General features: G+C 44.9%; 22 protein-coding genes. 16 read left to right on the top strand and 6 right to left on the bottom strand.

What is annotated here, in order from left to right; all coding sequences use genetic code 11:
- Positions 1–12 precede the first annotated feature (12 nt).
- The gene (locus tag MKX34_RS23065) at positions 13–606 is read right to left on the bottom strand and encodes a hypothetical protein (RefSeq protein WP_036683014.1); all 594 of its coding nucleotides are present in this window, start codon (positions 604–606) and stop codon (positions 13–15) included.
- A gap of 208 nt (positions 607–814) precedes the next feature.
- Between MKX34_RS23065 and MKX34_RS23060 the strand changes: the two genes are divergently transcribed.
- From MKX34_RS23060 to MKX34_RS23050, 3 genes are read left to right on the top strand one after another with little or no spacing between them, the layout of a single operon-like run.
- Complete coding sequence (locus tag MKX34_RS23060; RefSeq protein WP_038572590.1) at positions 815–1471, top strand: ribonuclease H family protein; 657 nt, start codon at positions 815–817, stop codon at positions 1469–1471.
- Positions 1472–1514: 43 nt separating this feature from the next.
- Complete coding sequence (gene ung, locus MKX34_RS23055; RefSeq protein ID WP_036683009.1) at positions 1515–2183, top strand: uracil-DNA glycosylase; 669 nt, start codon at positions 1515–1517, stop codon at positions 2181–2183.
- Between the two features lie 30 nt (positions 2184–2213).
- Positions 2214–2618 (top strand): hypothetical protein, encoded by a 405-nt coding sequence (locus MKX34_RS23050; protein WP_036683006.1) that lies wholly within the window; start codon positions 2214–2216, stop codon positions 2616–2618.
- 110 nt (positions 2619–2728) lie between these two features.
- Here MKX34_RS23050 and MKX34_RS23045 read toward each other — a convergent pair whose 3' ends face one another.
- Together MKX34_RS23045 and MKX34_RS23040 are read right to left on the bottom strand one after the other, a co-directional pair.
- Complete coding sequence (locus tag MKX34_RS23045) at positions 2729–3838, bottom strand: AI-2E family transporter (RefSeq protein ID WP_036683003.1); 1110 nt, start codon at positions 3836–3838, stop codon at positions 2729–2731.
- 191 nt (positions 3839–4029) lie between these two features.
- Positions 4030–4302 carry a hypothetical protein gene (locus tag MKX34_RS23040; protein ID WP_036683002.1) on the bottom strand — a complete coding sequence of 91 codons (273 nt, stop codon included), beginning with the start codon at positions 4300–4302 and terminating at the stop codon, positions 4030–4032.
- A gap of 251 nt (positions 4303–4553) precedes the next feature.
- On the opposite strand from MKX34_RS23040, the gene MKX34_RS23035 reads away from it, so the two are divergent.
- From MKX34_RS23035 to MKX34_RS23015, 5 genes are all read left to right on the top strand, one after another.
- Entirely contained in the window at positions 4554–5318 is a 765-nt protein-coding gene (locus tag MKX34_RS23035; protein ID WP_305953507.1) for a DeoR/GlpR family DNA-binding transcription regulator, read from the top strand.
- Positions 5319–5435: 117 nt separating this feature from the next.
- Complete coding sequence (gene pfkB / locus MKX34_RS23030) at positions 5436–6347, top strand: 1-phosphofructokinase (protein WP_076104357.1); 912 nt, start codon at positions 5436–5438, stop codon at positions 6345–6347.
- 38 nt (positions 6348–6385) lie between these two features.
- Positions 6386–8314, top strand: a complete 1929-nt coding sequence (locus MKX34_RS23025) for a fructose-specific PTS transporter subunit EIIC (protein ID WP_038572586.1) — start codon at positions 6386–6388, stop codon at positions 8312–8314.
- A gap of 176 nt (positions 8315–8490) precedes the next feature.
- Entirely contained in the window at positions 8491–8991 is a 501-nt protein-coding gene (locus MKX34_RS23020) for a Crp/Fnr family transcriptional regulator (protein ID WP_036682996.1), read from the top strand.
- Positions 8992–9306: 315 nt separating this feature from the next.
- A complete protein-coding gene (locus MKX34_RS23015) occupies positions 9307–9978 on the top strand; it encodes a YitT family protein (RefSeq protein WP_036682994.1) in 672 nt (223 codons plus the stop codon).
- Positions 9979–10230: 252 nt separating this feature from the next.
- On the opposite strand, the gene MKX34_RS23010 is transcribed toward MKX34_RS23015, so the two are convergent.
- The gene (locus MKX34_RS23010) at positions 10231–11127 is read right to left on the bottom strand and encodes a rhodanese-related sulfurtransferase (RefSeq protein ID WP_036682991.1); all 897 of its coding nucleotides are present in this window, start codon (positions 11125–11127) and stop codon (positions 10231–10233) included.
- A 302-nt stretch (positions 11128–11429) separates the two neighbouring features.
- On the opposite strand from MKX34_RS23010, the gene MKX34_RS23005 reads away from it, so the two are divergent.
- Positions 11430–12224, top strand: coding sequence for a TIGR00266 family protein (locus MKX34_RS23005; RefSeq protein ID WP_038572584.1), 795 nt, complete (start codon positions 11430–11432; stop codon positions 12222–12224).
- A 515-nt stretch (positions 12225–12739) separates the two neighbouring features.
- Here MKX34_RS23005 and MKX34_RS23000 read toward each other — a convergent pair.
- Together MKX34_RS23000 and MKX34_RS22995 are read right to left on the bottom strand one after the other, a co-directional pair.
- Positions 12740–13609 carry a hypothetical protein gene (locus MKX34_RS23000; protein ID WP_339203504.1) on the bottom strand — a complete coding sequence of 290 codons (870 nt, stop codon included), beginning with the start codon at positions 13607–13609 and terminating at the stop codon, positions 12740–12742.
- Positions 13555–13911, bottom strand: a complete 357-nt coding sequence (locus MKX34_RS22995; protein ID WP_339203501.1) for a hypothetical protein — start codon at positions 13909–13911, stop codon at positions 13555–13557. Before MKX34_RS22995 ends, MKX34_RS23000 begins: the two co-directional genes overlap by 55 nt.
- Positions 13912–14134: 223 nt before the next feature.
- Between MKX34_RS22995 and MKX34_RS22990 the strand changes: the two genes are divergently transcribed.
- From MKX34_RS22990 to MKX34_RS22960, 7 genes are all read left to right on the top strand, one after another.
- Positions 14135–14545 (top strand): NlpC/P60 family protein, encoded by a 411-nt coding sequence (locus MKX34_RS22990; RefSeq protein WP_076297329.1) that lies wholly within the window; start codon positions 14135–14137, stop codon positions 14543–14545.
- A 198-nt stretch (positions 14546–14743) separates the two neighbouring features.
- Positions 14744–15445, top strand: a complete 702-nt coding sequence (locus tag MKX34_RS22985) for a response regulator transcription factor (RefSeq protein WP_036682984.1) — start codon at positions 14744–14746, stop codon at positions 15443–15445.
- Entirely contained in the window at positions 15442–16449 is a 1008-nt protein-coding gene (locus MKX34_RS22980; protein WP_036682982.1) for a sensor histidine kinase, read from the top strand. Before MKX34_RS22985 ends, MKX34_RS22980 begins: the two co-directional genes overlap by 4 nt.
- An 85-nt stretch (positions 16450–16534) precedes the next feature.
- The gene (locus tag MKX34_RS22975; protein ID WP_036682980.1) at positions 16535–17305 is read left to right on the top strand and encodes an ABC transporter ATP-binding protein; all 771 of its coding nucleotides are present in this window, start codon (positions 16535–16537) and stop codon (positions 17303–17305) included.
- Positions 17280–19229, top strand: coding sequence for an FtsX-like permease family protein (locus MKX34_RS22970; RefSeq protein ID WP_036682977.1), 1950 nt, complete (start codon positions 17280–17282; stop codon positions 19227–19229). Before MKX34_RS22975 ends, MKX34_RS22970 begins: the two co-directional genes overlap by 26 nt.
- An 18-nt stretch (positions 19230–19247) precedes the next feature.
- Positions 19248–19871, top strand: a complete 624-nt coding sequence (locus MKX34_RS22965; RefSeq protein WP_036682974.1) for a DedA family protein — start codon at positions 19248–19250, stop codon at positions 19869–19871.
- Between the two features lie 50 nt (positions 19872–19921).
- Positions 19922–20782: an undecaprenyl-diphosphate phosphatase gene (locus MKX34_RS22960; RefSeq protein ID WP_036682972.1), complete on the top strand. Its 861-nt coding sequence runs from the start codon at positions 19922–19924 to the stop codon at positions 20780–20782.
- The last annotated feature ends 68 nt before the right edge of the window (positions 20783–20850 follow it).

Raw genomic sequence — 20850 nt, 5'->3', positions numbered from 1 at the left:
TGGGGTTGAATCTTATTTTTTCACTTCTGTAACACCAGTTACTTTTCCTTGATCGGATGAATTAAAGGTGGATTTATATTGATCGTTTGCGAAGTAGACATTGCCTTCAACGGTTGCGTTCACCAGGGTAAAACCATCCGCTTCTACGTATACATCTCCAATAAAAGTGCCGCCTTGAATACGGGCGTTTTTACTCTTGATGGTCAATTTTGGAGCAGTCAGTTTGAAGGAGTTGGTGATGTTGTGATCCGCATCTTGTGTGTATAGAGCAATTTTTCTGGCGGGTTCCTCTTTATTCATGAATTCTCCATCCACGACGAGATCTTCGGTGAAGGTTAAGTCTTTAAGTGTGGCAGCAATCCAGGTTCCCTCTGGACTGATGGCGCGTTTGAAGGCTTCTTCATTATCTACTACGGAAGCTGAGGTTACAGCATCTGTGGTGTTATTTTGATTATTAGCGGTGCCTGCATTATTAGTGGTACCCGCGTTATTTGTGTTCTCAGGAGTGCTTGTTGCAGTAGCATTATTAGCATTATCTGTTGCATTTCCACATCCGACCATTAACACAAAAGCAAATACCGCAGCAACACTTGCTATCTTTCTCATCTGTATAACCTCCCTAAGTAATTGTACCGATATCCTTCGAGCTTACTATAGAGTGATTAGTTAGTAATTTACCAATCAATCTACAAATGGTAATATAGGCCTGGACATCTCTGGCGTATAGTATGACCTGAAAAATGTGATTTATCCGATGAATTCACGAGCAATATGGATTACAATAAGTACAGGCAGTAGAAAAGGAGCATTATCCATGGCCAAGCAGAAATATTATGTAGTCTGGGAAGGTAAACAACCGGGAGTCTATAGCACTTGGGCAGAATGCCAGGCACAGACAGATCATTATACCGGTGCAAAATATAAATCCTATGAATCCAAAGCAGCAGCTGATGCGGCATATAAAGCTGGCTGGAAGGGGAATTGGGGAACAGGGGCAGCTGGTGCAGCAAAGTCTAAGGGGACAAGTTCTTTTAAACGCAGTGCTACAGTAGAGACCTCTGAGGAGATTGATTACAACAGTATTTCAGTAGATGTGGGGACTCGTGGTAATCCGGGGCCTGTTGAATATAAGGGTGTAGATACACAAACGGGAGATATCATTTTCTCCTGTGGTCCGATCAAAAAGGGCACTAATAATTTAGGTGAATTTTTAGCGATTGTCCATGCCTTGGCGTTGTTGAAGAAAGAGGGAAGCGATAAAACGGTTTACAGTGATTCTGTAAATGCAATGAAGTGGGTGAAGCAGAAGAAGGTGGCAACAACCTTGCCGCGCGATTCTTCAACAGAGGAAATTTGGGTGCTTATTGATCGGGCAGAGCGTTGGTTGCAAACCAATACATATGACAATAAGGTGCTCAAGTGGCACACAAAAGAGTGGGGCGAAATCAAAGCGGATTATGGTCGGAAATAAAAAACTATATCGCTATGGTTTCGGTTAAAGGAGGAGTTTGGGGATGTTTGGCAACGATTGGGATGAGGTATTGCAGGATGAAATGCAAAAGCCCTATTTTTTAAAATTAATGGATGTACTAACAGAAGAATATAAGGAACATACCGTTTATCCGCCAAAAGAATTATTGTTCACAGCATTAAAACTAACGCCTTATAAGGAGACTCGTGTAGTTATTTTAGGTCAAGATCCTTATCATGGTCCCGGACAAGCTCACGGACTAAGCTTCTCTGTCAATCCGGGGGTACGTATCCCTCCGTCACTGCGCAATATTTATGCAGAGCTGAAGGAGGACGTCGGTGTGCCTGTTCCGAACCACGGCTCTTTATTGCACTTAGCAGAGCAGGGAGTGTTGTTGCTGAACACCGTACTGACGGTACGTGAGGGTGAGGCGGGTTCACATAAAGGTCTGGGCTGGGAGACATTCACAGACACCATAATGCAAAAGCTGAATGAAAGAACTACGCCCATGGTATTTATATTATGGGGGAGTCATGCGCAGAAAAAAGGTGCTTTCATCGACCAAAGCCGGCATAAGGTGCTGCAATCACCTCATCCAAGCCCTCTCTCGTCGCATCGTGGATTCTTTGGCAGTCGTCCGTTCTCGAAGGCCAATCAATTTCTAGAGTCGCAGGGTATGGAAGGAATAGATTGGTTCATTCCGGACTTATAATTTATGGAGTGATGCGAAGGGGAGGTAGCTATGAAGCATTGGGTAGGTAAACCCGTTATAATGTACTGCGGAGAGAAACCTTATACCATTATGAAGGGAATCCTGCGCAAATGGGACCTTTCCGCATCGGTGGCGGTCATTGGCCATCAGGAAATTGCTGTGCCGTTTCGGGATATTGTTGTTATTAAGGCTCTGGCTCCAAAAGAAAGAGCGCTGCCTCCAGTTCTCCATTCCGTGGGTTATGTGATGAGGGATCGGCAGCAATTTGACAATGCAGTGTATTTTAAATCGGCGGTCAGCGTCTGGAAAGAGGATCAGCTTATTGCCTTTAATACGATTATTACCTCACATACGAAAGGTTCAGTTACACTTCAGAACGGCCAAAACCTGATGAAGGGCAATCACATCTTTGTAGTTCGTTCTTTACGAGGGTGATTTCAGGAACCTGTAAAGAATAAAAAAGGGTACGACTCCGAGTGATTGGAGACGTACCCTTTTTTATTTTATAGTTAAGCTCCGCCCGTTCACGAAGTAGATCACAACCGTTATAGCTCCTCTTTTTTGATAGGCTCAGCTTCATCTTTACGGTCTGCAATAATAATCTCATACACGCGCAGGAAAACAATTTTTATAATCATATAAACAGGGAGCGCAATAAGAACTCCGATAATACCGTAGAAGTCTCCACCTATAAGGACAAGGATGACCGTAGTCAGTGGATGAACATCCAATGATTTTCCGTAAATAATCGGTGAGAGTACATTATCCTGGATCTGCTGGGCAATGAAAATTATGACTAGAGACCATATGGCCATCGTCGGTGATTCAATGAAACCTACTATTATTACCGGAATCGCTGCTAAGAATGAACCCACATATGGAATGAAGTTAAGAGGCACTGAAATTACGGCGAGTAACAGGGAGTAAGGCAGTCCGATGATAAGGAATCCTATATATAACATAATACCGAGTACGACATTTAGCACCACACGTGTGACGATGAAGCTGCTTAATGCGCTGTCGATATCTCCAAGCATCTCTTGGCCTTCCTTCCGATATTTTCTCGGAATTAAGCCTTGAAGTTTAGGCGATAGCTTATAGTCATCTTTTAGCATGTAGTACAGAATGATGGGCAAAGTGGCGATTAACACTACAATGCTGGAAACAACGCCAATCAAATTGGACATGGAATTGGTAACCCAGGTAATAGTATCGCTAAGAAATTCTGATAAACGGGCCGCGACGTCAGAATCCCCTTTGAAAAAACGTGACAGTGTCGGATTCTCCCTCAATGCATTGAACTGATCCTGCAAACCTTGCACGAGGTAGGGAGTGTTATCAATAAAGTTCTGAATTTGTTCTTGCAGTGTCGGCCAGACTAGAATCCAGAAGAGAACGAACAAGCCCGCAATCAGAAAATAAATGAGCAGGATGGAGAACGCCCGGTTTAATTTTCTTTTCTCTAGGATTCTTACTAACGGACGCAGCAGGTAGTACATAAACCCTGATAACATCATGGGAACAAGTAATAATTTGAAAATGGCACCTAGTGGCGCGAAGAGAAACATTACTTTGGAGCCTAAGTACAAAATCAGTAAAAAGGCGATAATAGCAAGGCTTGTCCGAAAATACTTCTGTTGTGGCAATAAAAACATCCCCCAAAATTCAAATTTATATCTATGTAGTTTAATAACCCTAATTTACAAGTATTGATTCAAAAGCGGGTAATTCCTTATAGGTAGTTCTTGGCATACCCATATAGAGGTTCTAGTTACAAAGGTTACGCCAAGTAAAAAGATCGCAATATAACAAGGGTATATCACTACTTCGCTGCTTTTTTCGTGGATTATCTTGATTTTCGTTTATGAGATTTTCTAGTGGATAAAGTGAAGATTTCAGGAACTACCTCCTCGCCTCCAGTTTCTTTGGTAACTTGTCTTGCTTTAACAAGAGATAAAAAGGAAAAAATCTCACCTAATGCTACAAGTCCAGCTGCGATGATCTCATAATCCTCAGCGCTAAGTTCTGCGGATTCCACTGGATTAGTGTTATTGGTGGTCCCATTCTTATTAGCATTGCTGTTACCGTTATTTCTCCCACGGTTTCTTCCATTGGCCATTTCTGATCACCCGCTTTTCCCGGTATGTATTATTAATATGTTATAAATGCCGTATATGAGATAGGCAATTGGGATGTAATTTTGCACTGTCTCTTTTTAGCACTTTACATAGGATGAAAACGCTGTTAAAATCATAAACGAGCACAAACGATCAATAACGGTCACATATAATCAATTAACGGTCAAGAAAATTCATAGATGAGCGCAAGGAATTGTACAGGTCGCGCTCTCACATAAAGGAGCGAGCCACGATGATGTTTGAGGAAGAGAGAAAACAAAAAATCGTGCTTTTTGTGGAAAAAAACTCAAGAGCTTCTGTACAGGAGCTAAGTCAGGAAATGGGCGTATCCGAGTCTACTGTGCGCCGTGATCTGAAGGAGCTGGAAGAAGCCAAGCTATTAAAGCGTACTCATGGCGGAGCAGTTTCCTTGCAGAGTGTCAATTTTGAGGCGGCTTATCCTGATAAGGAAGATCATTTATTGGATGAGAAGCAACGGATTGCCCGCAAAGCAGTGGAGATGATTCAGGAGGGTGACGCTATACTGCTTGATGCAGGAACAACAACACTGCAGATTGCCAGAGAGCTGAAGAACTTTTCGAATATCAAAGTCATTACGAACTCGATTATGGCGCTGAATGAGCTGCGGGATTGCCGCAATATCGAAGTCTCAATTACAGGTGGTATGCTTCGCCCGGATACGATGGCTTTTGTTGGACCGATGACAGAACGTTCCTTAGATATGGTGAGAGTGGATAAAACTTTTCTTGCTACTAATGGACTGGATTTGCGGGAAGGCATCACAACCCCGAACATGTTAGAGGCAGCTACAAAACGCAAAATGATCGCAGTCGCCAAGCAAGTTATTCTACTGGCAGATCACAGTAAGCTGGGGCAGGTATCCTTTAGCAAGGTTGCTGATGTGACGGAAATGGATCATTGCATTATAGATTCAGGAGCGTCTGACAAATTCATCCGTGAGATCACGCAATTGGGTGTGGATTTCACGCTGGTATAAATTCTATATAGGATAAGCAATTATGAATTACCGTGTGATCGTTTGGAGAAATTACAGATGCCGTATTTTTGATCGGTAATCTATGGCTTAGAAAACCAACATAATTGAGGGATAATCATGATCTATACTGTAACGCTTAATCCTTCCATTGATTATATCGTGGAAGTGGAAGATTTGAGACTGGGTGACTTGAACCGGATGAAACGTGATTTGAAGCTTCCCGGAGGGAAGGGGATTAACGTATCCCGAGTGCTTAAACAGCTTGGGGTTCAGAATAAGGCTATGGGATTCCTTGGCGGCTTCACCGGCCGATATATTGAGGATTGGTTACACGAAGAATCAATTTCAAGCGATTTCGTGTTTGTTTCTGATGATACGCGGATTAACATCAAGCTCAAGCATGGAGAAGAAACGGAGATTAACGGTGTTGGACCCGCCATTCTTGATCCGGAAGCCGATGCACTATTACAAAAGCTGGCTGCTCTGAACGCGGAGGATGTAGTGATTTTGTCGGGAAGCGTTCCCCCATCACTGGGTGCAGATTTCTATGACAAGCTTATATCTGTGTGCAAACAGAGTGGAGCGGAATTCGTCATTGACACTACTGGTGCTGCACTTCAAAAAGCGCTGGCGTATCAGCCATTGCTGGTTAAACCGAACCATCATGAGCTTGCAGAGCTATTCGGCGTAACAATAGACACGAGGGAAGAGATTGTTACTTATGGACGCAAGCTGCTGGATGCAGGAGCGAAACATGTACTGGTTTCCATGGCGGGTGAAGGGGCTTTGTTCATTACGGAGCAAGGGGTATACCACGCCAACGCACCAAAAGGTAAAGTAAAAAATTCTGTAGGTGCAGGGGATTCCATGATCGCTGGTTTTGTAGGGACACTGTCTTTGACAGGAGACTTGTTGGAGGCGTTCCGTGCAGGCGTTGCCTCGGGCAGTGCAACCGCATTCTCTGATGATTTAGCGGATAGAGAATTCATTGAACAGCTGAGACCGCTGATCCAAATCTCAGAAGTGTAAGCCGACAGCATTCAAAGTACTTAAGGGAGTTGAACATGATGAAAATAACGGATTTAATGATAAAAGAAACTATGATCATGGATCTAAAAGCTACAACTAAGGAAGCTGCAATTGATGAATTGATTGCAAGTCTTGCTGCTAGTGGCCGAATTAATGATCCGATCCTTTTTAAAGAGATGATTTTGAAGCGCGAAGAGCAATCCAGTACTGGGATTGGTGGCGGTATCGCGATGCCGCACGCTAAGACTAAAGCGGTAAATGAAGCGACGGTTGTATTTGCTAAGAGCGCAAAGGGAGTGGAGTTTGAATCCCTTGATGATGAGCCAGCACGTATCTTCTTTATGATTGCCGCTCCAGAAGGAGCAGGCAATATGCATCTTCGTACACTGGCCTCATTGTCCAGACTACTGATCGATAGCGAGTTCATTGAACAGCTTATGAATACTCAGACTCCGGATGAGGTATCAGCTTTGTTTGATGCCAAGCAGGCGGAAGGCGAAGCTAAGGAGAAAGAGAACGAAGCCGCTGAAACTGCCGCAAAGTCAGAGCCTGAACGTGTAATCGTGGGCAACCCGGATTCCCAAGCTTTTGTCGTAGCTGTAACTGCTTGTCCTACAGGCATTGCGCACACTTTTATGGCTGAAGATGCCCTTAAGAAAAAAGCTCTAGAAATGGGAGTTAATATCCGTGTAGAGACGAATGGTTCAGAAGGGGCCAAAAACGTACTCACCCCTGATGAGATTCGGCGTGCAAGCGGTGTAATTGTTGCAGCTGATAAAAAGGTGGAAATGGCCCGTTTTGACGGTAAACCTGTACTGCAAAGACCGGTAAGTGATGGCATCCGTAAGTCGGAAGAGCTTATTCGTAAAGCTATGAATGGGGAAGCGCCGATCTATCACAATGAAGGTCGCGGTGGCAATGACGAAGGGTCTAAAGAGAAATCTGGCAGTATCGGCAGTAAAATATATAAGGACTTAATGAATGGGATCTCCCACATGCTTCCGTTTGTAGTCGGTGGCGGTATTCTGCTAGCAATCTCCTTCCTGATTGAACAAGTAGGTGGAGCAGATCATCCGCTGTTCCAGTTACTGCAGACAATCGGTGGCGGAGATGGTGCCTTCCATTTCCTAATTCCAGTCCTTGCTGGATTTATAGCGCTTAGCATTGGTGATCGTCCGGCTCTGATGCCAGGTATGGTTGGGGGCTACATGGCCTTGAATTCCAATGCTGGGTTCCTCGGCGGGCTGGCTGCTGGTTTCTTGGCGGGTTATGTAATTATCGGACTACGTAAAGTATTTGCAGGTCTGCCTAAAACACTTGACGGACTGAAGCCGATCCTGTTATACCCGGTATTCGGGCTTCTAATTACCGGTGGATTGATGTATTACCTGTTCGATCCGGTCTTTAGCTGGATCAATGTCGGACTGATCGATTGGCTTAATGATCTTGGAACTGTTAATGCTGTTATTCTGGGCCTGGTTCTCGGTGGCATGATGGCCATAGATATGGGTGGACCTTTCAATAAAGCTGCTTATACTTTTGCCATCGGTGTATTCACTACCAGTGGCAATACCAACGGCTTCATGATGGCTGCTGTAATGGCGGGGGGGATGGTACCTCCACTTGCAATAGCACTGGCTTCTACTTTCTTTAAGAATAAATTCACGGAAGAAGAACGTAAATCAGGCTTAACGAACTATGTGCTGGGCTTATCGTTCATTACAGAAGGGGCCATTCCATTCGCCGCAGCCGATCCGCTTCGTGTCCTAACCTCTTGTATTCTTGGTTCGGCCGTTGCTGGAGGTCTTACACAACTTTGGAATATCAACGTGCCGGCTCCGCATGGCGGGATCTTTGTAGCTGCCCTTTCAAGCCACGCGCTGTTGTTCCTGTTGGCTGTTCTGATCGGTTCGGTCATCTCCGGATTGATGCTCGGATTATGGAAGAAACCGCTTGAAGCAAAGTAACTTTATAAGTAAATTGAACTGCTGGGTGCCAGAATTTTCATTCTGGTGTCCAGCAGTTTTTGCATGGACTTTAATCTACCCCTTTCCTCGCCCATAGGTAGATTTATCTCCATAAATGAGGTTTAATTTTATATAATTGAAAATATATATAATCAGAAGGAAAAGGAGCGAGCGAGATGATATTACATAAGGGGGAAGTCTTGTTCCGCCAAGGAGACAGCTGTGATTTTTTATTTAAGGTAAAAAGCGGGCTGTTCAAGGTCACAAGACTTCATGAGAATGGGAACATGGTGTTATTTAACATCCTGTATCCTGGTGAGATGGTTCCCCATCATTCACTCATTTCGCCAAAGGAGGCGCATGGAACGGCAGTTGCGATGATGAAGAGCGAGGTGGAGGCAGTTCCATCAGCAGAATGGTATCAACAGCTGCGGGATGATCCTGGTCAAGCGATGGAAATCGCCAGACTGCTTCAGGAGAAGGTACGGTTTATGCAAACACGGCTGGATCATCTTACTGTAGGTACACCTGCAGAACGTATGGAATTGCTAACCCGCTGGTTTAATGACTATTCTCATGGCGCAGCGCTAACAGAGTTATTGACCCAGGAAGAAATAGGGCAATTGATCGGTGTAAGACGTGAAACAATCAACCGTTTGCTGCGGAGTACAGAGTGATTCCTGCTTTTTTCTGGCAAACTGTTTAGAGTAGGGTGGCTCCGTGGTATAATGTAAACAGAACTTATAAAATTAGAGAAAGGATCAGGATACCATGTGTCCCCGAAGGACGATTCCCCAAAGGACGATTTGGAAACGTTATGATCTGTCTTATACTTAGCTTCCCTGTAGAAGGTGCGTAAACCGTTGTTACTTGACGAACCGCCTCTGCGAGGGGAAGGAGTATATATATGCGAAGGAGCAATACCTCCGGTTTTACCCGTCGTAGAGGTTGGTGGGACGTCTAGCCGCCATATACGATAAGGGGAGACCTGTATGAGGAACCACAATTACGGAGTGAATGTACTGCTCCGATTGACAGTCATTTTGTTTGGAACATTTTTGCTTGCATTTACTTATTATCACATCAATTTTCAGAATCATTTGTCAGAGGGCGGATTCGTAGGATTATCGCTGCTTGGCAAATATGTATTAGGAATTTCACCTTCGATTTCAACTCTGCTTCTAGACGTTCCAGTACTCTTGATAGCATGGATGTTCAAAGGGAAAGCGTTCGTGTGCAACACTTTTGTTTCTGTAGGAGCTTTTACAATCTTCTATGGTCTCATGGAACGTTATTCCGGTTTGGTCATCAACTTGCAGGACAATTTGGCATTAGCAGCTCTTTTGTCCGGCGTACTGACAGGTTTAGGAGCGGGAATTATCCTGCGGAGTGGCGGGGCTAGCGGTGGAGACGATATTTTGTCGCTGCTGGTTAGTGAATGGAAGGGAATCAAAGTAGGTACGGTATTCATCATGATGGATGTAATCGTTCTGGCACTATCACTCTTTTATATGCCTGTTAAAGAAACGATGTATACAGTGATGGCTGTAGTCGTAGCTGGCTATGTAATCACTTTTACAACCTCTTTAGGCAAACCAAAGCTAGTGAAGTCGCCAAAGATTCAATCTACTTTGCGTAAACCTCATGATGGTACGGTAATGTGAATAAGGCTGTATAAACAGCTTATTTGGGGATATACTACATTTAAGGTCAGCCAGAATTTCTGGTTGACTTTTTTTTGTTGGATATGACGTATTTTAAAGGGTGCAGTCCTAGGGGCGTTGTTCGGACGTTTCGCTCATAACAAAAGATGGCGTACAGTGAAAATCCTGCACGCCACCTTTTAGTTAACTTAAGACTCACTTGTGCTCGTCTTTGAATCGTGTAGAGACATTTGCGACCAGCTTGTCTTTTATTTAGCCCACGGTATTCGTGATAGCTTCGCATTCGTCCGAACAATGACCACTGTGCTGTGTTTCACAGTCCTCACAGCAAATATGCTGAAGATGACAAGCATCATTGGCGCAATTGATAAATTGGTCAGCTGGCTGACCGCAGTGATGGCAACGTCCGACAACGATATCCTCGTCGGTATGATTAATCTGTACGGAGATCCGCTCATCGAAGACATAACATTTTCCATCAAACAGTTGGCCCTGTACCTCAGGGTCTTTACCATAAGTCACAATGCCGCCATCCAACTGGTACACCTGCTCAAAGCCTTCCTTCATCATAAACCCGCTTAATTTCTCGCAGCGGATCCCGCCTGTACAGTAGGTCAGGATTGGTTTATCCTTAAGGTCGCTCATATTCTCGCGAATCCAGTCCGGGAATTCTTTGAAGCTGTCTACTTCGGGGCGGATGGAGCCGCGGAAATGACCAAGATCGAATTCGTAGCCGGTACGACCATCCAGAATCACCACATCGTCGCGCTGCATCATTTCGTAGAAATCTTTAGGCGCCAGATGCTCTCCGGTAATCACGTTAGGGTCCAGTTCATCCTCGACCCGGAACGTCACGAGTTCCTTTTTATAACGAACGAAGATCTTTTTGAAGGCATGAGCATCAGCCTCATCGATCTTGAAGACGATATCGCTAAACAGAGGGTTTGCGCGCAAATCCTTCATGTATTGCTCGGTTTGGGCAACCGTACCTGATAGTGTTCCGTTAATGCCTTCATCAGAAATGAGAATTCGTCCCTTTACATCAAGCTCTTTGCAGTAAGCCAAATGCTCCTGGGCGAATAGTTCTGCATCCGGCACTTTTACAAATTTATAGTATAGCAGAATTGCATATTCCGATTGTGGATTCATTCATTTCACCTTTATCATTAGAATTAGACTACTAAATAAACATTTAAGTATAAAAAGTATTGTAACATATTATCAAGTATTGACAAGAGATGTGGTACAGTAACCTGAAGAAAGCTGGTATAAATATCATTTTTCAGGGATACCAGGATTAAGGTCAGCCAGAACCTCTGGTTGATTTTTTCTGCAGGATATAGGCGGTTTTCATGGATAGTTATGATTAGCGAAACCGTGAATCGCAACGCACGTATATATTTTCATTCATAAGTCACATGATGACTTTAATTATAAGGAGGAACTGCGGGATGAGTGCTCATGAGATTGATTATGCCATTATGGGTGAGGAAATACAGTGTGTAGAGGTGCAGCTTGACCCAGGAGAGAGTGTAATTGCCGAAGCCGGGAGCTTCATGATGATGGATCAGGAAATAACAATGGAGACGATATTTGGTGACGGCAGCGGAGGCTCGCGTGGAAGTGGCTTGATGGGGAAGCTGATGGGCGCGGGCAAACGTCTGTTGACAGGTGAAAGCTTGTTTATGACCGTCTTCACACACAGTGGTTCTTATGGGCGTAAAAGTGTTACCTTTGCTGCTCCGTATCCAGGCAAAATCATCCCGCTCGACTTGCAGCAATACGGTGGAAAAATCATCTGTCAAAAGGATTCGTTCCTTTGCGCGGCAAAGGGCGTTTCAATCGGTATTGAATTTCAGCGTAAGCTGGGTACTGGCTTTTTTGGTGGGGAAGGTTTTATTATGCAAAAGCTGGAGGGTGATGGACTTTCATTTGTACACTCTGGCGGTTATGTTATGGAACGCACACTTCAACCGGGAGAGACGCTTAAGCTGGACACTGGCTGTCTAGTCGCTATGACGTCTTCGGTGGATTACAATATTGAGTTTGTAAAAGGGGTCAAAACCGCGCTGTTCGGCGGTGAAGGCCTGTTCTTCGCAACGTTGCGCGGACCCGGCAAGGTGTGGGTACAATCGCTGCCATTCAGCCGAATGGCCGATCGCATCCTGTCCGCTGCCGGCAACAGCGGTCGGAAAGAAGAAGGAAGCGTGCTTGGTGGGCTTGGTAATTTGCTGGATGGCAGATAAGTCTGCGTGAGCGCATTGCATAGTGTGGAAGTAGAGGATATATGGAATGTGGAGTGAGCGTGGAATTGCTGAGCATATGAGGCAAAGAGCTTATGAGATGTGGAGTGAGCGTGGAAATACTGAGCATATGAGGCAAAGAGCGTGCGAAATGTGGAGTGAGCGTTGAAATACTGAGCATATGAAGCAAAGAGCGTACGAAATGTGGAGCATACGAGGTATACAACATTACAAGAGGACGCATCGTTTCAGCGGTGGTTCTATATTGGGATGGTGAAACAAGGGCAGAAATGCCCTTGTTTTGCTGTAAAGGTTTAGTATCGCGCGAAAGAAGGGCGAAAGTACCTTTGATTTGCTCGAATGAGCTAGTGTGACGCGAAAGAAGGGTAAAACTGCCTTTGATTTACTCGAATGAGCTAGTGTGACGCGAAAGAAGGGTAAAAGTGCCTTTGATTTACTCGAATTAGCTAGAGGGACGCGAAAGAAGGACAAAAGTACCTTTGATTTACTCGAATGAGCTAGTGTGACGCGAAAGAAGGACAAAAGTACCTTTGATTTGCTTGATACTGCAAATGAACGGTATAAATCCCGTAGAATAGAGCCGATCGAGCGTATACGGTCAGATGAGCGGTATATATCCCGCAGAATGAAGCGTATGGAGCAGTTGCGACCAAATGAGCGGCACAAATCCCGTAGAATGGAGCTGACGGAGCACCTATAGCCAAATGAACGGTATAAATCCCGTAGAATAGAGCCGATGGAGCATATATAGCCAAATGAACGGTATAAATCCCGTAGAATGGAGCCGACGGAGCACATATAGCCAAATGAACGGTATAAATCCCGTAGAATGGAGCCGATGGAGCGTATATGGCCAAATGAACGGTATAAATCCCGTAGAATGGAGCCGATGGAGCGTATACGGTCAGATGTACGGTATAAATCCCGTAGAATGGAGCCGATGGAGCGTATACGGTCAAATGAACGGTATAAATCCCGTAGAATGGAGTCGATGGAGCGTATATGGCCAAATGAACGGTATAAATCCCGCAGAATGGTGCCACTCGAGTCACTGTGGTCAAATGAACGGTATAAATCCCGTAGAATGGAGCCGACGGAGCACATATAGCCAAATGTACGGTGTATGTCCCGCAGAATGGTGCCACTCGAGTCACTGTGGTCAAATGTACGGTATAAATCCCGTAGAATGGAGCCGACGGAGCACCTATAGCCAAATGAACGGTATAAATCCCGTAGAATGGGGCCGACGGAGCACATATAGCCAAATGTACGGTATAAATCCCGTAGAATAGAGCCAATCGAGCGTATACGGTCAAATGAACGGTATAAATCCCGTAGAATGGAGTCGATGGAGCGTATATGGCCAAATGAACGGTATAAATCCCGCAGAATGGAGCGGATGGAGTAGTTGCGGCCAAAGGAGCGGTATAATCCCGTAGAATAGAGCCGATCGAGCGTATACATCTCTATAAGCGCTATATATCCACAGATAAGTTACTTCAACAAGCAATAAGTTACTTATGTTCGATGGGATATCACCGTTCGGCGTCTGCAATATCAACTCTAAATTGTCCTCCACTATCGTTATCGCTACCACTGCTGCCACTGCTGCCACCACCACTGCTGCCACTGCTGCCACCACCACTGCTACCACCACTGCTACCACCACTACTGTATTCTTAAACCAATTTATAGTTTGTTAAAGCCGTAATGGGCTATGCTCATTTACGGTTTTTTATGTTTTTGTAAGTAATGGTTGGCTGAAGTAGATGACCACTCAGGTAGGATTGGGATAGTTTAATTAATAACTATATAATACCAGTTCATGAGTAGCTGGTTCAGGTATGATGTGTTCAACACTAAATCGTACTTTGGAGGAATGTATATTGGTAATGGACGTGGAATTTGGCAAGGAAATTGAGAATGCTATTAGTTGGGCTAAAGAGCGGCTGGGGTCGCAGGAGTATCCGCTGCGTTGTCTTGCTTTTGTTGAAGATGCATATGAAAGAAGCAATGGGATCGAAATGTGGGGAGGCAGCGATGCACGTGAATCCGCTGAGCTGTACGATGCGCACAAGAACACCGGGGCTCCGCCAGCTGGCGCGTTTGTTTTTTATACTTGCTCAGGTTTGGTGGACGGTGAGCTTAAGGATTGGGGGCATGTAGCTTTGGCCCTTGGGAATGGCGAGGCCATTCATGCCTGGGATAAAGTAAGGATAGATCACTACATGGAAATTTGCCATCTGCAAGTTGCTCCAGGCTGGAGCCAACCAGAACTTATCGGCTGGGCACCTGTAGAGTGAGTTCTTGTCGGGATTCAGAAGAAACAATGGGACTAGTTGATATCCTCAAACCTAACTTATCCAAGAACCTAGAAGGTGCCGTAAATAGGTGCTACATGGGTTCTTTTTTCTTCCTTCTGATTTGACTAACCCTATGCACGGTGTATATATTATTTGGCAGACCCCCTTATATTGTTAAGGCTGGACCGGAGGTATGATATGTTTAAAATATTTATTATAGAAGATGACCGTGGACTTGTGGCTTTGCTGCAGGATTATTTACATAAGTTTGGATATGATACGCAGGCGGTGAGTGATTTTGAGCGGGTCCGCACTCAGTTTGAGGCGTTCGCGCCACATCTGGTGCTCCTTGATGTTAATTTGCCAAAATACGATGGTTATTACTGGTGCCGCCAAATTCGCGGAATTTCAACCTGCCCTATTCTTTTTATATCTGCCCGCGATGGCAAAATGGACCAAGTAATGGCGCTGGAAAATGGAGCCGACGATTATATCACTAAGCCTTTTGATTACGAAATCGCGATGGCCAAAATCAAAAGTCAGCTGCGGCGCGCCTACGGCACCTATGCCGGAGGGAATAATGAACGCACACTGAACGTTGCGGGAATGACGCTGGATGTAGAGCGGCTAATCCTTACCCGAGGCGAAGCTAAAGTGGACTTAAGCCACACGGAAGCCAAAATACTAGATGAGCTGATGCAAAAGTCCGGAGTCATCGTTACCCGGGACAGGCTGCTCGAAAAAATCTGGGATGATCAAGCCTTCGTGGATGAAAATACATTAAATGTATATGTTACCCGTGTACGCAAAAAACTTGCTGCTCTCGCTATCACAGATGGACTACAAACCGTGCGCGGTCAAGGCTACCGTTTGATTCCGAATTGGGGGGATGAGGAATGAAGTTGTTTTTAAGGGAACAGTTCCCCCTGATCGTGGTTTATCTAGCCCAGCTAGTCCTGATCACATTAGTGTATCGGCTGGATGGAGGCAGCGGTCTGAATGTAAGTTTATATGCCGCGCTGCTCAGCACTTGTCTACTGATTGGCTACCTCGCTTACCGTTATGTCACCAATCGCACGTTCTATGAACGTTTGGAGACTACGCCCTCCTCTCTCGATGAGGCAGGTGGCCCTGCACAGGATTCTCCGCTAGCCGTAAGCTTGCGAGGTTTACTGGGGTCGCAATTCCGCCTCTACAAAAATGATTTGCACAGCTACCGCCACAAATTAGAAGAACATATTCACTTTATTAATCAATGGGTACATGGCATGAAGACGCCGTTGTCTGTCATTCATCTGATCATTCAGGATAAGGATGGCCCTCCTTTTACGGCAATTGGTGATGAACTGGATCGTCTGAAAAAAGGACTGGATACCGTGCTTTATACGGCCCGTCTGGATACTTTTGAACACGATTTCTATGTGGAACGGCTGAATTTGGAGACAATCGTGCGTGGTGTGACCTCTGAGCAGAAGCGGCTTTTTATTCGAAAAAGAGTTTTTCCAGCTATACAAATAGATGAGCAGATTACCGTAACTACGGATGAAAAATGGCTCACTTTTGTCCTTACGCAGCTGATTACGAACGCTGTACGTTATACGACTGAAGAGGGCAAACATGTTTTTTTCCAAGGGATGGTCACGGAAGATAAGCAGACTGTGCTTGAGATCCGGGATGAAGGAGTGGGCATACCAGCAGGAGATCTGCCGCGCGTGTTCGATGCATATTTTACCGGGGTGAATGGACGAACCTTCCAGGAATCTACGGGGATGGGTTTATATCTCGTGAAGCAGATCTGCGGCAAGCTTGGACATGAGGTGAGTATCCGTTCCGAAGAAGGAAGCGGGACCACCGTGCGGATTGTATTTAGGGAGCAGCATATAACAAACCTTACAAATGTGTAAGGGCATTGTAAGTTTCAGAAATAGCAGCCCATGTGTACACTTTGTATAATGAAGGCAATCCAGTCGAAAGAAGGAGAGGTAACACTTGCCCATTCTAGATGTTCATAATTTATCAAAAATATATGAGGGTAAAGTGTCCACTCAGGCGCTGAATCATATCCGCTTTTCTGTAGAAAAGGGGGAGTTCGTTGGCATAATGGGCCCATCAGGGAGTGGGAAAACTACGCTGCTCAACACGATTGCCACCATCGACCAACCGACCTCCGGTCAGATTCTGATCAACGGCCGAGATCCAAATCTGCTTAGCAGAAAAGAAAAGGCACTTTTTCGCCGTCATGAGCTAGGCTTCGTCTTTCAGCATTTTAATCTACTGGATACGCTCACTGTAGAGGAGAACATCGTATTACCTTTAACGCTTGCAGGTGCCCGTGTCCCAGAGATGGAGAGCAGGCTAAAAGAGGTCACTACCTTGCTTGGTATCGAACATTTACTGAAGAAGCGCACGTATGAGGTCTCAGGCGGACAAATGCAGCGGGCGGCTATCGCCCGGGCGATGATTCATCGTCCAGCGTTAATTTTGGCGGATGAGCCCACAGGCAATCTGGATTCCAAAGCCTCAGGGGAAGTCATGAATATGTTGACAGAGGTGAATAAGGAAGAAGGAGCTACGGTGCTGATGGTCACGCATGATGCAGTGGCTGCGAGCTTTTGCAACCGGGTCATCTTTATTAAAGACGGACGTTTCTATAGTGAAATGTACAAAGGGAGTAATAGAGGCGCTTTCTTCCAAAGTATTATTGATATGCTGTCTCTGCTTGGGGGAACCAGCCATGACCTTTCGGCAATTCGCTTATAGGAATGTAACACGTAATAAACGCAAATATGCCGCTTATTTTGTCGTCAGTGCTTTTTCGGTGATGATCTTTTTCGTGTGCGCTTTGTTTATTTACCATCCGGATATTTCAAAGAGCTTAATTTATAGTACGGCGGCTCATACGATGATGGTGGCAGAGGCAATTATTTATGTCTTTTGTTCTTTGTTCGTGCTCGTATCCGTTGGATCCTTCCTGCAGTCGCGGAAGATGGAGTTCGGAATTTTATTGATGCATGGAATGACGAAGAGACAGCTAAACACCATGGTTTTTCTGGAAAATATGATGATCGGCACCTCTGCCATCCTGACGGGTACCCTTCTCGGGTTACTTCTGGGCAAATTATTCCTGATGATCGGATCCACTTTTTTGGGAATTCCCCTGTTAACCTTTCATCTCCCATGGCAGGCACTTGTGCTTACGATCTGCAGCTTCGTGTTATTGTTTTTTCTGATATCGCTTTGCACCTTTGTTTTTATTGGCAATGAGTCACTGATGCGTCTGTTTCAGGGAGAACGTAAGGCAGAAGAAGAACCCAAAGTATCGTTTATATTGTCATTTATCTCTGCTGTACTGCTGATCAGTGGTTATTATATGGCGGCTACTGCAAAAGCTGCTTCCGTAGAGAAAGTCATGTTTCCGGTCGTTGCGATTACGGTTATCGGGACGTATCTCTTTTATACCCAGCTAAGTATTTGTGTGGTTAAGCTGCTTAAGGACATTCGGCGCTTGTATTGGCATCGTACGAATATCATCACTTTATCGGGCTTGTCCTACCGCTGGAAAGAGAATGGCCGAATGTTTTTTATGGTGACGATTGTATCCGCAGTCTCCTTCACTTCAGTAGGGGTATTTGCATCGATACATACACTTTCCAGAGAGCTGAAATTGGATTATCCTGCAGCAGTGGGTTATGTAGCTAAAGGAAATCAGGCGGATGTACCCTTTGATCAGCATCTGAACGAAATTAAGAAAGAGCTCAAGACGCACGGACTCCCTTATGAAGCGCTTAGTATCCCGATTAAATATGCTGAGGTCGAAGCTCAGACTGGACCCGATCGCACTTTACGCCTTCCCTTGATTGCTTTTAGTGATTATAATCTCGCCCTGCAACGTGCAGGTTTCACAACGGCTGAGCGTGCTCTGGTGGGCAACGAAGGTCTGGTGATGATTGGTTCACAGCGGGATCGCAGTTTAACAGAAGGCAGAGTAAAAGTGGTCTATTCCTTGCAGCAAGGACTTGCCATTAAAGAAATAGGTTATACCGCGCAAGTCCCCATTGCTGAATATTTATTGCCGGAGCTGGATGGTAGAGATGGCGGGGATTTTAGTGGTGTCGTGATCAGTGATGAGCTCTACAGCGCTATTGATCCCGTGCAGACGGATCTTTATACAGGTTTTTATGTAGAGGATTTTCCACAGACGGTAGGTATCGCAGATGATCTTGCCCATAAAGGCAAACAGTCCTATGAAAGTGATTCTCCGTATGCGATTGTGATCAGCGGCACGCTGTTTGAACTTCAGAAAACATTGTATAACACAATGCTTTTTGCTTCATTGCTGGTGGGTACTGTCTTTTTTATCGCGGCAGGCAGCTTTCTTTACTTCCGGTTATATACCGATCTTGATCATGATCGCAATCAATATTCCACTTTGTCCAAGATGGGGCTTACGGATAAAGAACTCAATCGAATAGTCACAGTTCAGCTCGCTCTATTGTTTTTTGTGCCGGTCGGAATAGCTATTTTACACAGTGTGTTTGCCTTTATTGCGCTTCAACGGTTGTTCTACTTATCTATCGCAACGGAGACAGGCGCGGTGTTACTCGGATATTTGGCTGTTCAAGGACTATACTTCTTTTTTATTCGCAGCCGCTATTTACGCAACCTGAAGAAGAACTTGATATGAGAAATGGGGGTAACAAGAATGCAAGCATGGATTACAGACTTTATGGAGCAGTTTGGTTACTTCGGTATTTTTCTGATGCTGGCCTTTGAAAATATATTTCCACCAATTCCTTCAGAAGTGATCCTTCCCTTTGGAGGGTTTATGACCACTACGACGAGCTTAACTATACCTGGTGTAATCATTGCTGCCACGGCTGGATCACTACTGGGTGCAGTAATTCTCTATTATATTGGCCGATTATTGGATGTGAGCCGGTTAGAGAAACTGGTTGAACGCTGGGGGGGCCTAATTCGCGTTACTAAAAAAGATATCCACAAGGCTGACGCCTGGTTTGATAAATATGGCTATTGGACTGTATTGTTTTGTCGGATGGTTCCGCTGGTCCGCAGTCTGATTTCGATTCCGGCGGGAATGTCAGGTATGAAATTTGGAGTATTTATGATCTTCACAACGATTGGCACATTGGGATGGAATTTGCTGCTTGTGCTTATTGGCGCGGCTTTGGGCGAATCCTGGGAAGACATTGCCATGTACATGGATGTGTACTCCAATGTGGTCTATGTACTAATTGCTGGCGGATTAGTTATTCTTGGGTTTCTGTACTTCCGCAAACGCAGCCGGAGAATGAACACTGAGGGCTAAGCGGGTGGAGGACTGATAATAGAAATGACTATTAAAAAGGAGGGAAACACATGGAGCTATTAACGATTATTAAAGCCATTATTTTGGGGCTTGTTGAAGGTTTAACCGAATTTGCTCCAGTATCCTCCACGGGTCATATGATTATTGTTGATGATATGTGGCTGAAATCACAGGAGTTATTTGGACAATATACGGCAAATACCTTCAAAATAGTTATTCAACTGGGTTCTATATTAGCGGTTGTTGTGATTTTTAGAAATCGATTCATTGATCTGTTGGGCTTAAGGCGTTTCAGCCGTAAGCAGTTGGATCCTGTAACAGAGAAGCTACCGCAGTTAGAGCAGGGCGGGCACCTCAAGCTGACACAGGTTCTGGTAGGGTTAGTGCCTGCAGGTGTGTTAGGTGTTCTGTTTAATGATTATATTGATGAGCATTTATTCTCTACCTCAACGGTGTTAATTGGTCTAGTGATCGGGGCTATATTAATGATTATTGCGGATCTGTTTGGGCCGAAGAAGATCAGAACTGAGAGTGTAGATCAGATTACATACAAACAGGCACTTGGTGTAGGTCTTGTACAGTGTTTTTCGTTATGGCCTGGATTTTCACGCTCGGGCTCGACGATTTCTGGTGGCGTAATCCTCGGGATGAGCCATCGTGCCGCTGCTGATTTTACGTTTATTATGGCAGTACCCATCATGGCAGGTGCCAGTCTGTTGTCACTGATGAAGAACTGGCAATATTTCACCATGGACGCGCTGCCGTTTTTTATTGCAGGCTTTATTAGTGCCTTCCTATTTGCGCTGTTATCGATGCGTTTCTTCTTAAAACTGATCAATCGTATCAAGCTCTTACCGTTTGCTATATACCGTATAATTCTTGCTGCTGTAGTATATTTCGTATTTTTCTAAGTCCGTTATAAGGAATCGATATAACAGAAGCCCCAGTAATCTATTGCAGATTGCTGGGGCTTTCACGT

The sequence above is a fragment of the Paenibacillus sp. FSL R5-0636 genome (assembly GCF_037974255.1).
Classification (GTDB): domain Bacteria; phylum Bacillota; class Bacilli; order Paenibacillales; family Paenibacillaceae; genus Paenibacillus_AQ; species Paenibacillus_AQ odorifer.
The sequence above is the reverse complement of the archived record's forward strand: the minus strand, read 5'-3'. Positions and strand labels throughout refer to the sequence as shown.

Excerpts from the sequence above, each read along its gene's own strand:
- MKX34_RS23065 (WP_036683014.1), bottom strand. The coding sequence starts at position 606 with ATGAGAAAGATAGCAAGTGTTGCTGCGGTATTTGCTTTTGTGTTAATG.
- MKX34_RS23060 (WP_038572590.1), top strand. The coding sequence starts at position 815 with ATGGCCAAGCAGAAATATTATGTAGTCTGGGAAGGTAAACAACCGGGA.
- ung (WP_036683009.1), top strand. The coding sequence starts at position 1,515 with ATGTTTGGCAACGATTGGGATGAGGTATTGCAGGATGAAATGCAAAAG.
- MKX34_RS23050 (WP_036683006.1), top strand. The coding sequence starts at position 2,214 with ATGAAGCATTGGGTAGGTAAACCCGTTATAATGTACTGCGGAGAGAAA.
- MKX34_RS23045 (WP_036683003.1), bottom strand. The coding sequence starts at position 3,838 with ATGTTTTTATTGCCACAACAGAAGTATTTTCGGACAAGCCTTGCTATT.
- MKX34_RS23040 (WP_036683002.1), bottom strand. The coding sequence starts at position 4,302 with ATGGCCAATGGAAGAAACCGTGGGAGAAATAACGGTAACAGCAATGCT.
- MKX34_RS23035 (WP_305953507.1), top strand. The coding sequence starts at position 4,554 with ATGATGTTTGAGGAAGAGAGAAAACAAAAAATCGTGCTTTTTGTGGAA.
- pfkB (WP_076104357.1), top strand. The coding sequence starts at position 5,436 with ATGATCTATACTGTAACGCTTAATCCTTCCATTGATTATATCGTGGAA.
- MKX34_RS23025 (WP_038572586.1), top strand. The coding sequence starts at position 6,386 with ATGAAAATAACGGATTTAATGATAAAAGAAACTATGATCATGGATCTA.
- MKX34_RS23020 (WP_036682996.1), top strand. The coding sequence starts at position 8,491 with ATGATATTACATAAGGGGGAAGTCTTGTTCCGCCAAGGAGACAGCTGT.
- MKX34_RS23015 (WP_036682994.1), top strand. The coding sequence starts at position 9,307 with ATGAGGAACCACAATTACGGAGTGAATGTACTGCTCCGATTGACAGTC.
- MKX34_RS23010 (WP_036682991.1), bottom strand. The coding sequence starts at position 11,127 with ATGAATCCACAATCGGAATATGCAATTCTGCTATACTATAAATTTGTA.
- MKX34_RS23005 (WP_038572584.1), top strand. The coding sequence starts at position 11,430 with ATGAGTGCTCATGAGATTGATTATGCCATTATGGGTGAGGAAATACAG.
- MKX34_RS22990 (WP_076297329.1), top strand. The coding sequence starts at position 14,135 with ATGGACGTGGAATTTGGCAAGGAAATTGAGAATGCTATTAGTTGGGCT.
- MKX34_RS22985 (WP_036682984.1), top strand. The coding sequence starts at position 14,744 with ATGTTTAAAATATTTATTATAGAAGATGACCGTGGACTTGTGGCTTTG.
- MKX34_RS22980 (WP_036682982.1), top strand. The coding sequence starts at position 15,442 with ATGAAGTTGTTTTTAAGGGAACAGTTCCCCCTGATCGTGGTTTATCTA.
- MKX34_RS22970 (WP_036682977.1), top strand. The coding sequence starts at position 17,280 with ATGACCTTTCGGCAATTCGCTTATAGGAATGTAACACGTAATAAACGC.
- MKX34_RS22965 (WP_036682974.1), top strand. The coding sequence starts at position 19,248 with ATGCAAGCATGGATTACAGACTTTATGGAGCAGTTTGGTTACTTCGGT.
- MKX34_RS22960 (WP_036682972.1), top strand. The coding sequence starts at position 19,922 with ATGGAGCTATTAACGATTATTAAAGCCATTATTTTGGGGCTTGTTGAA.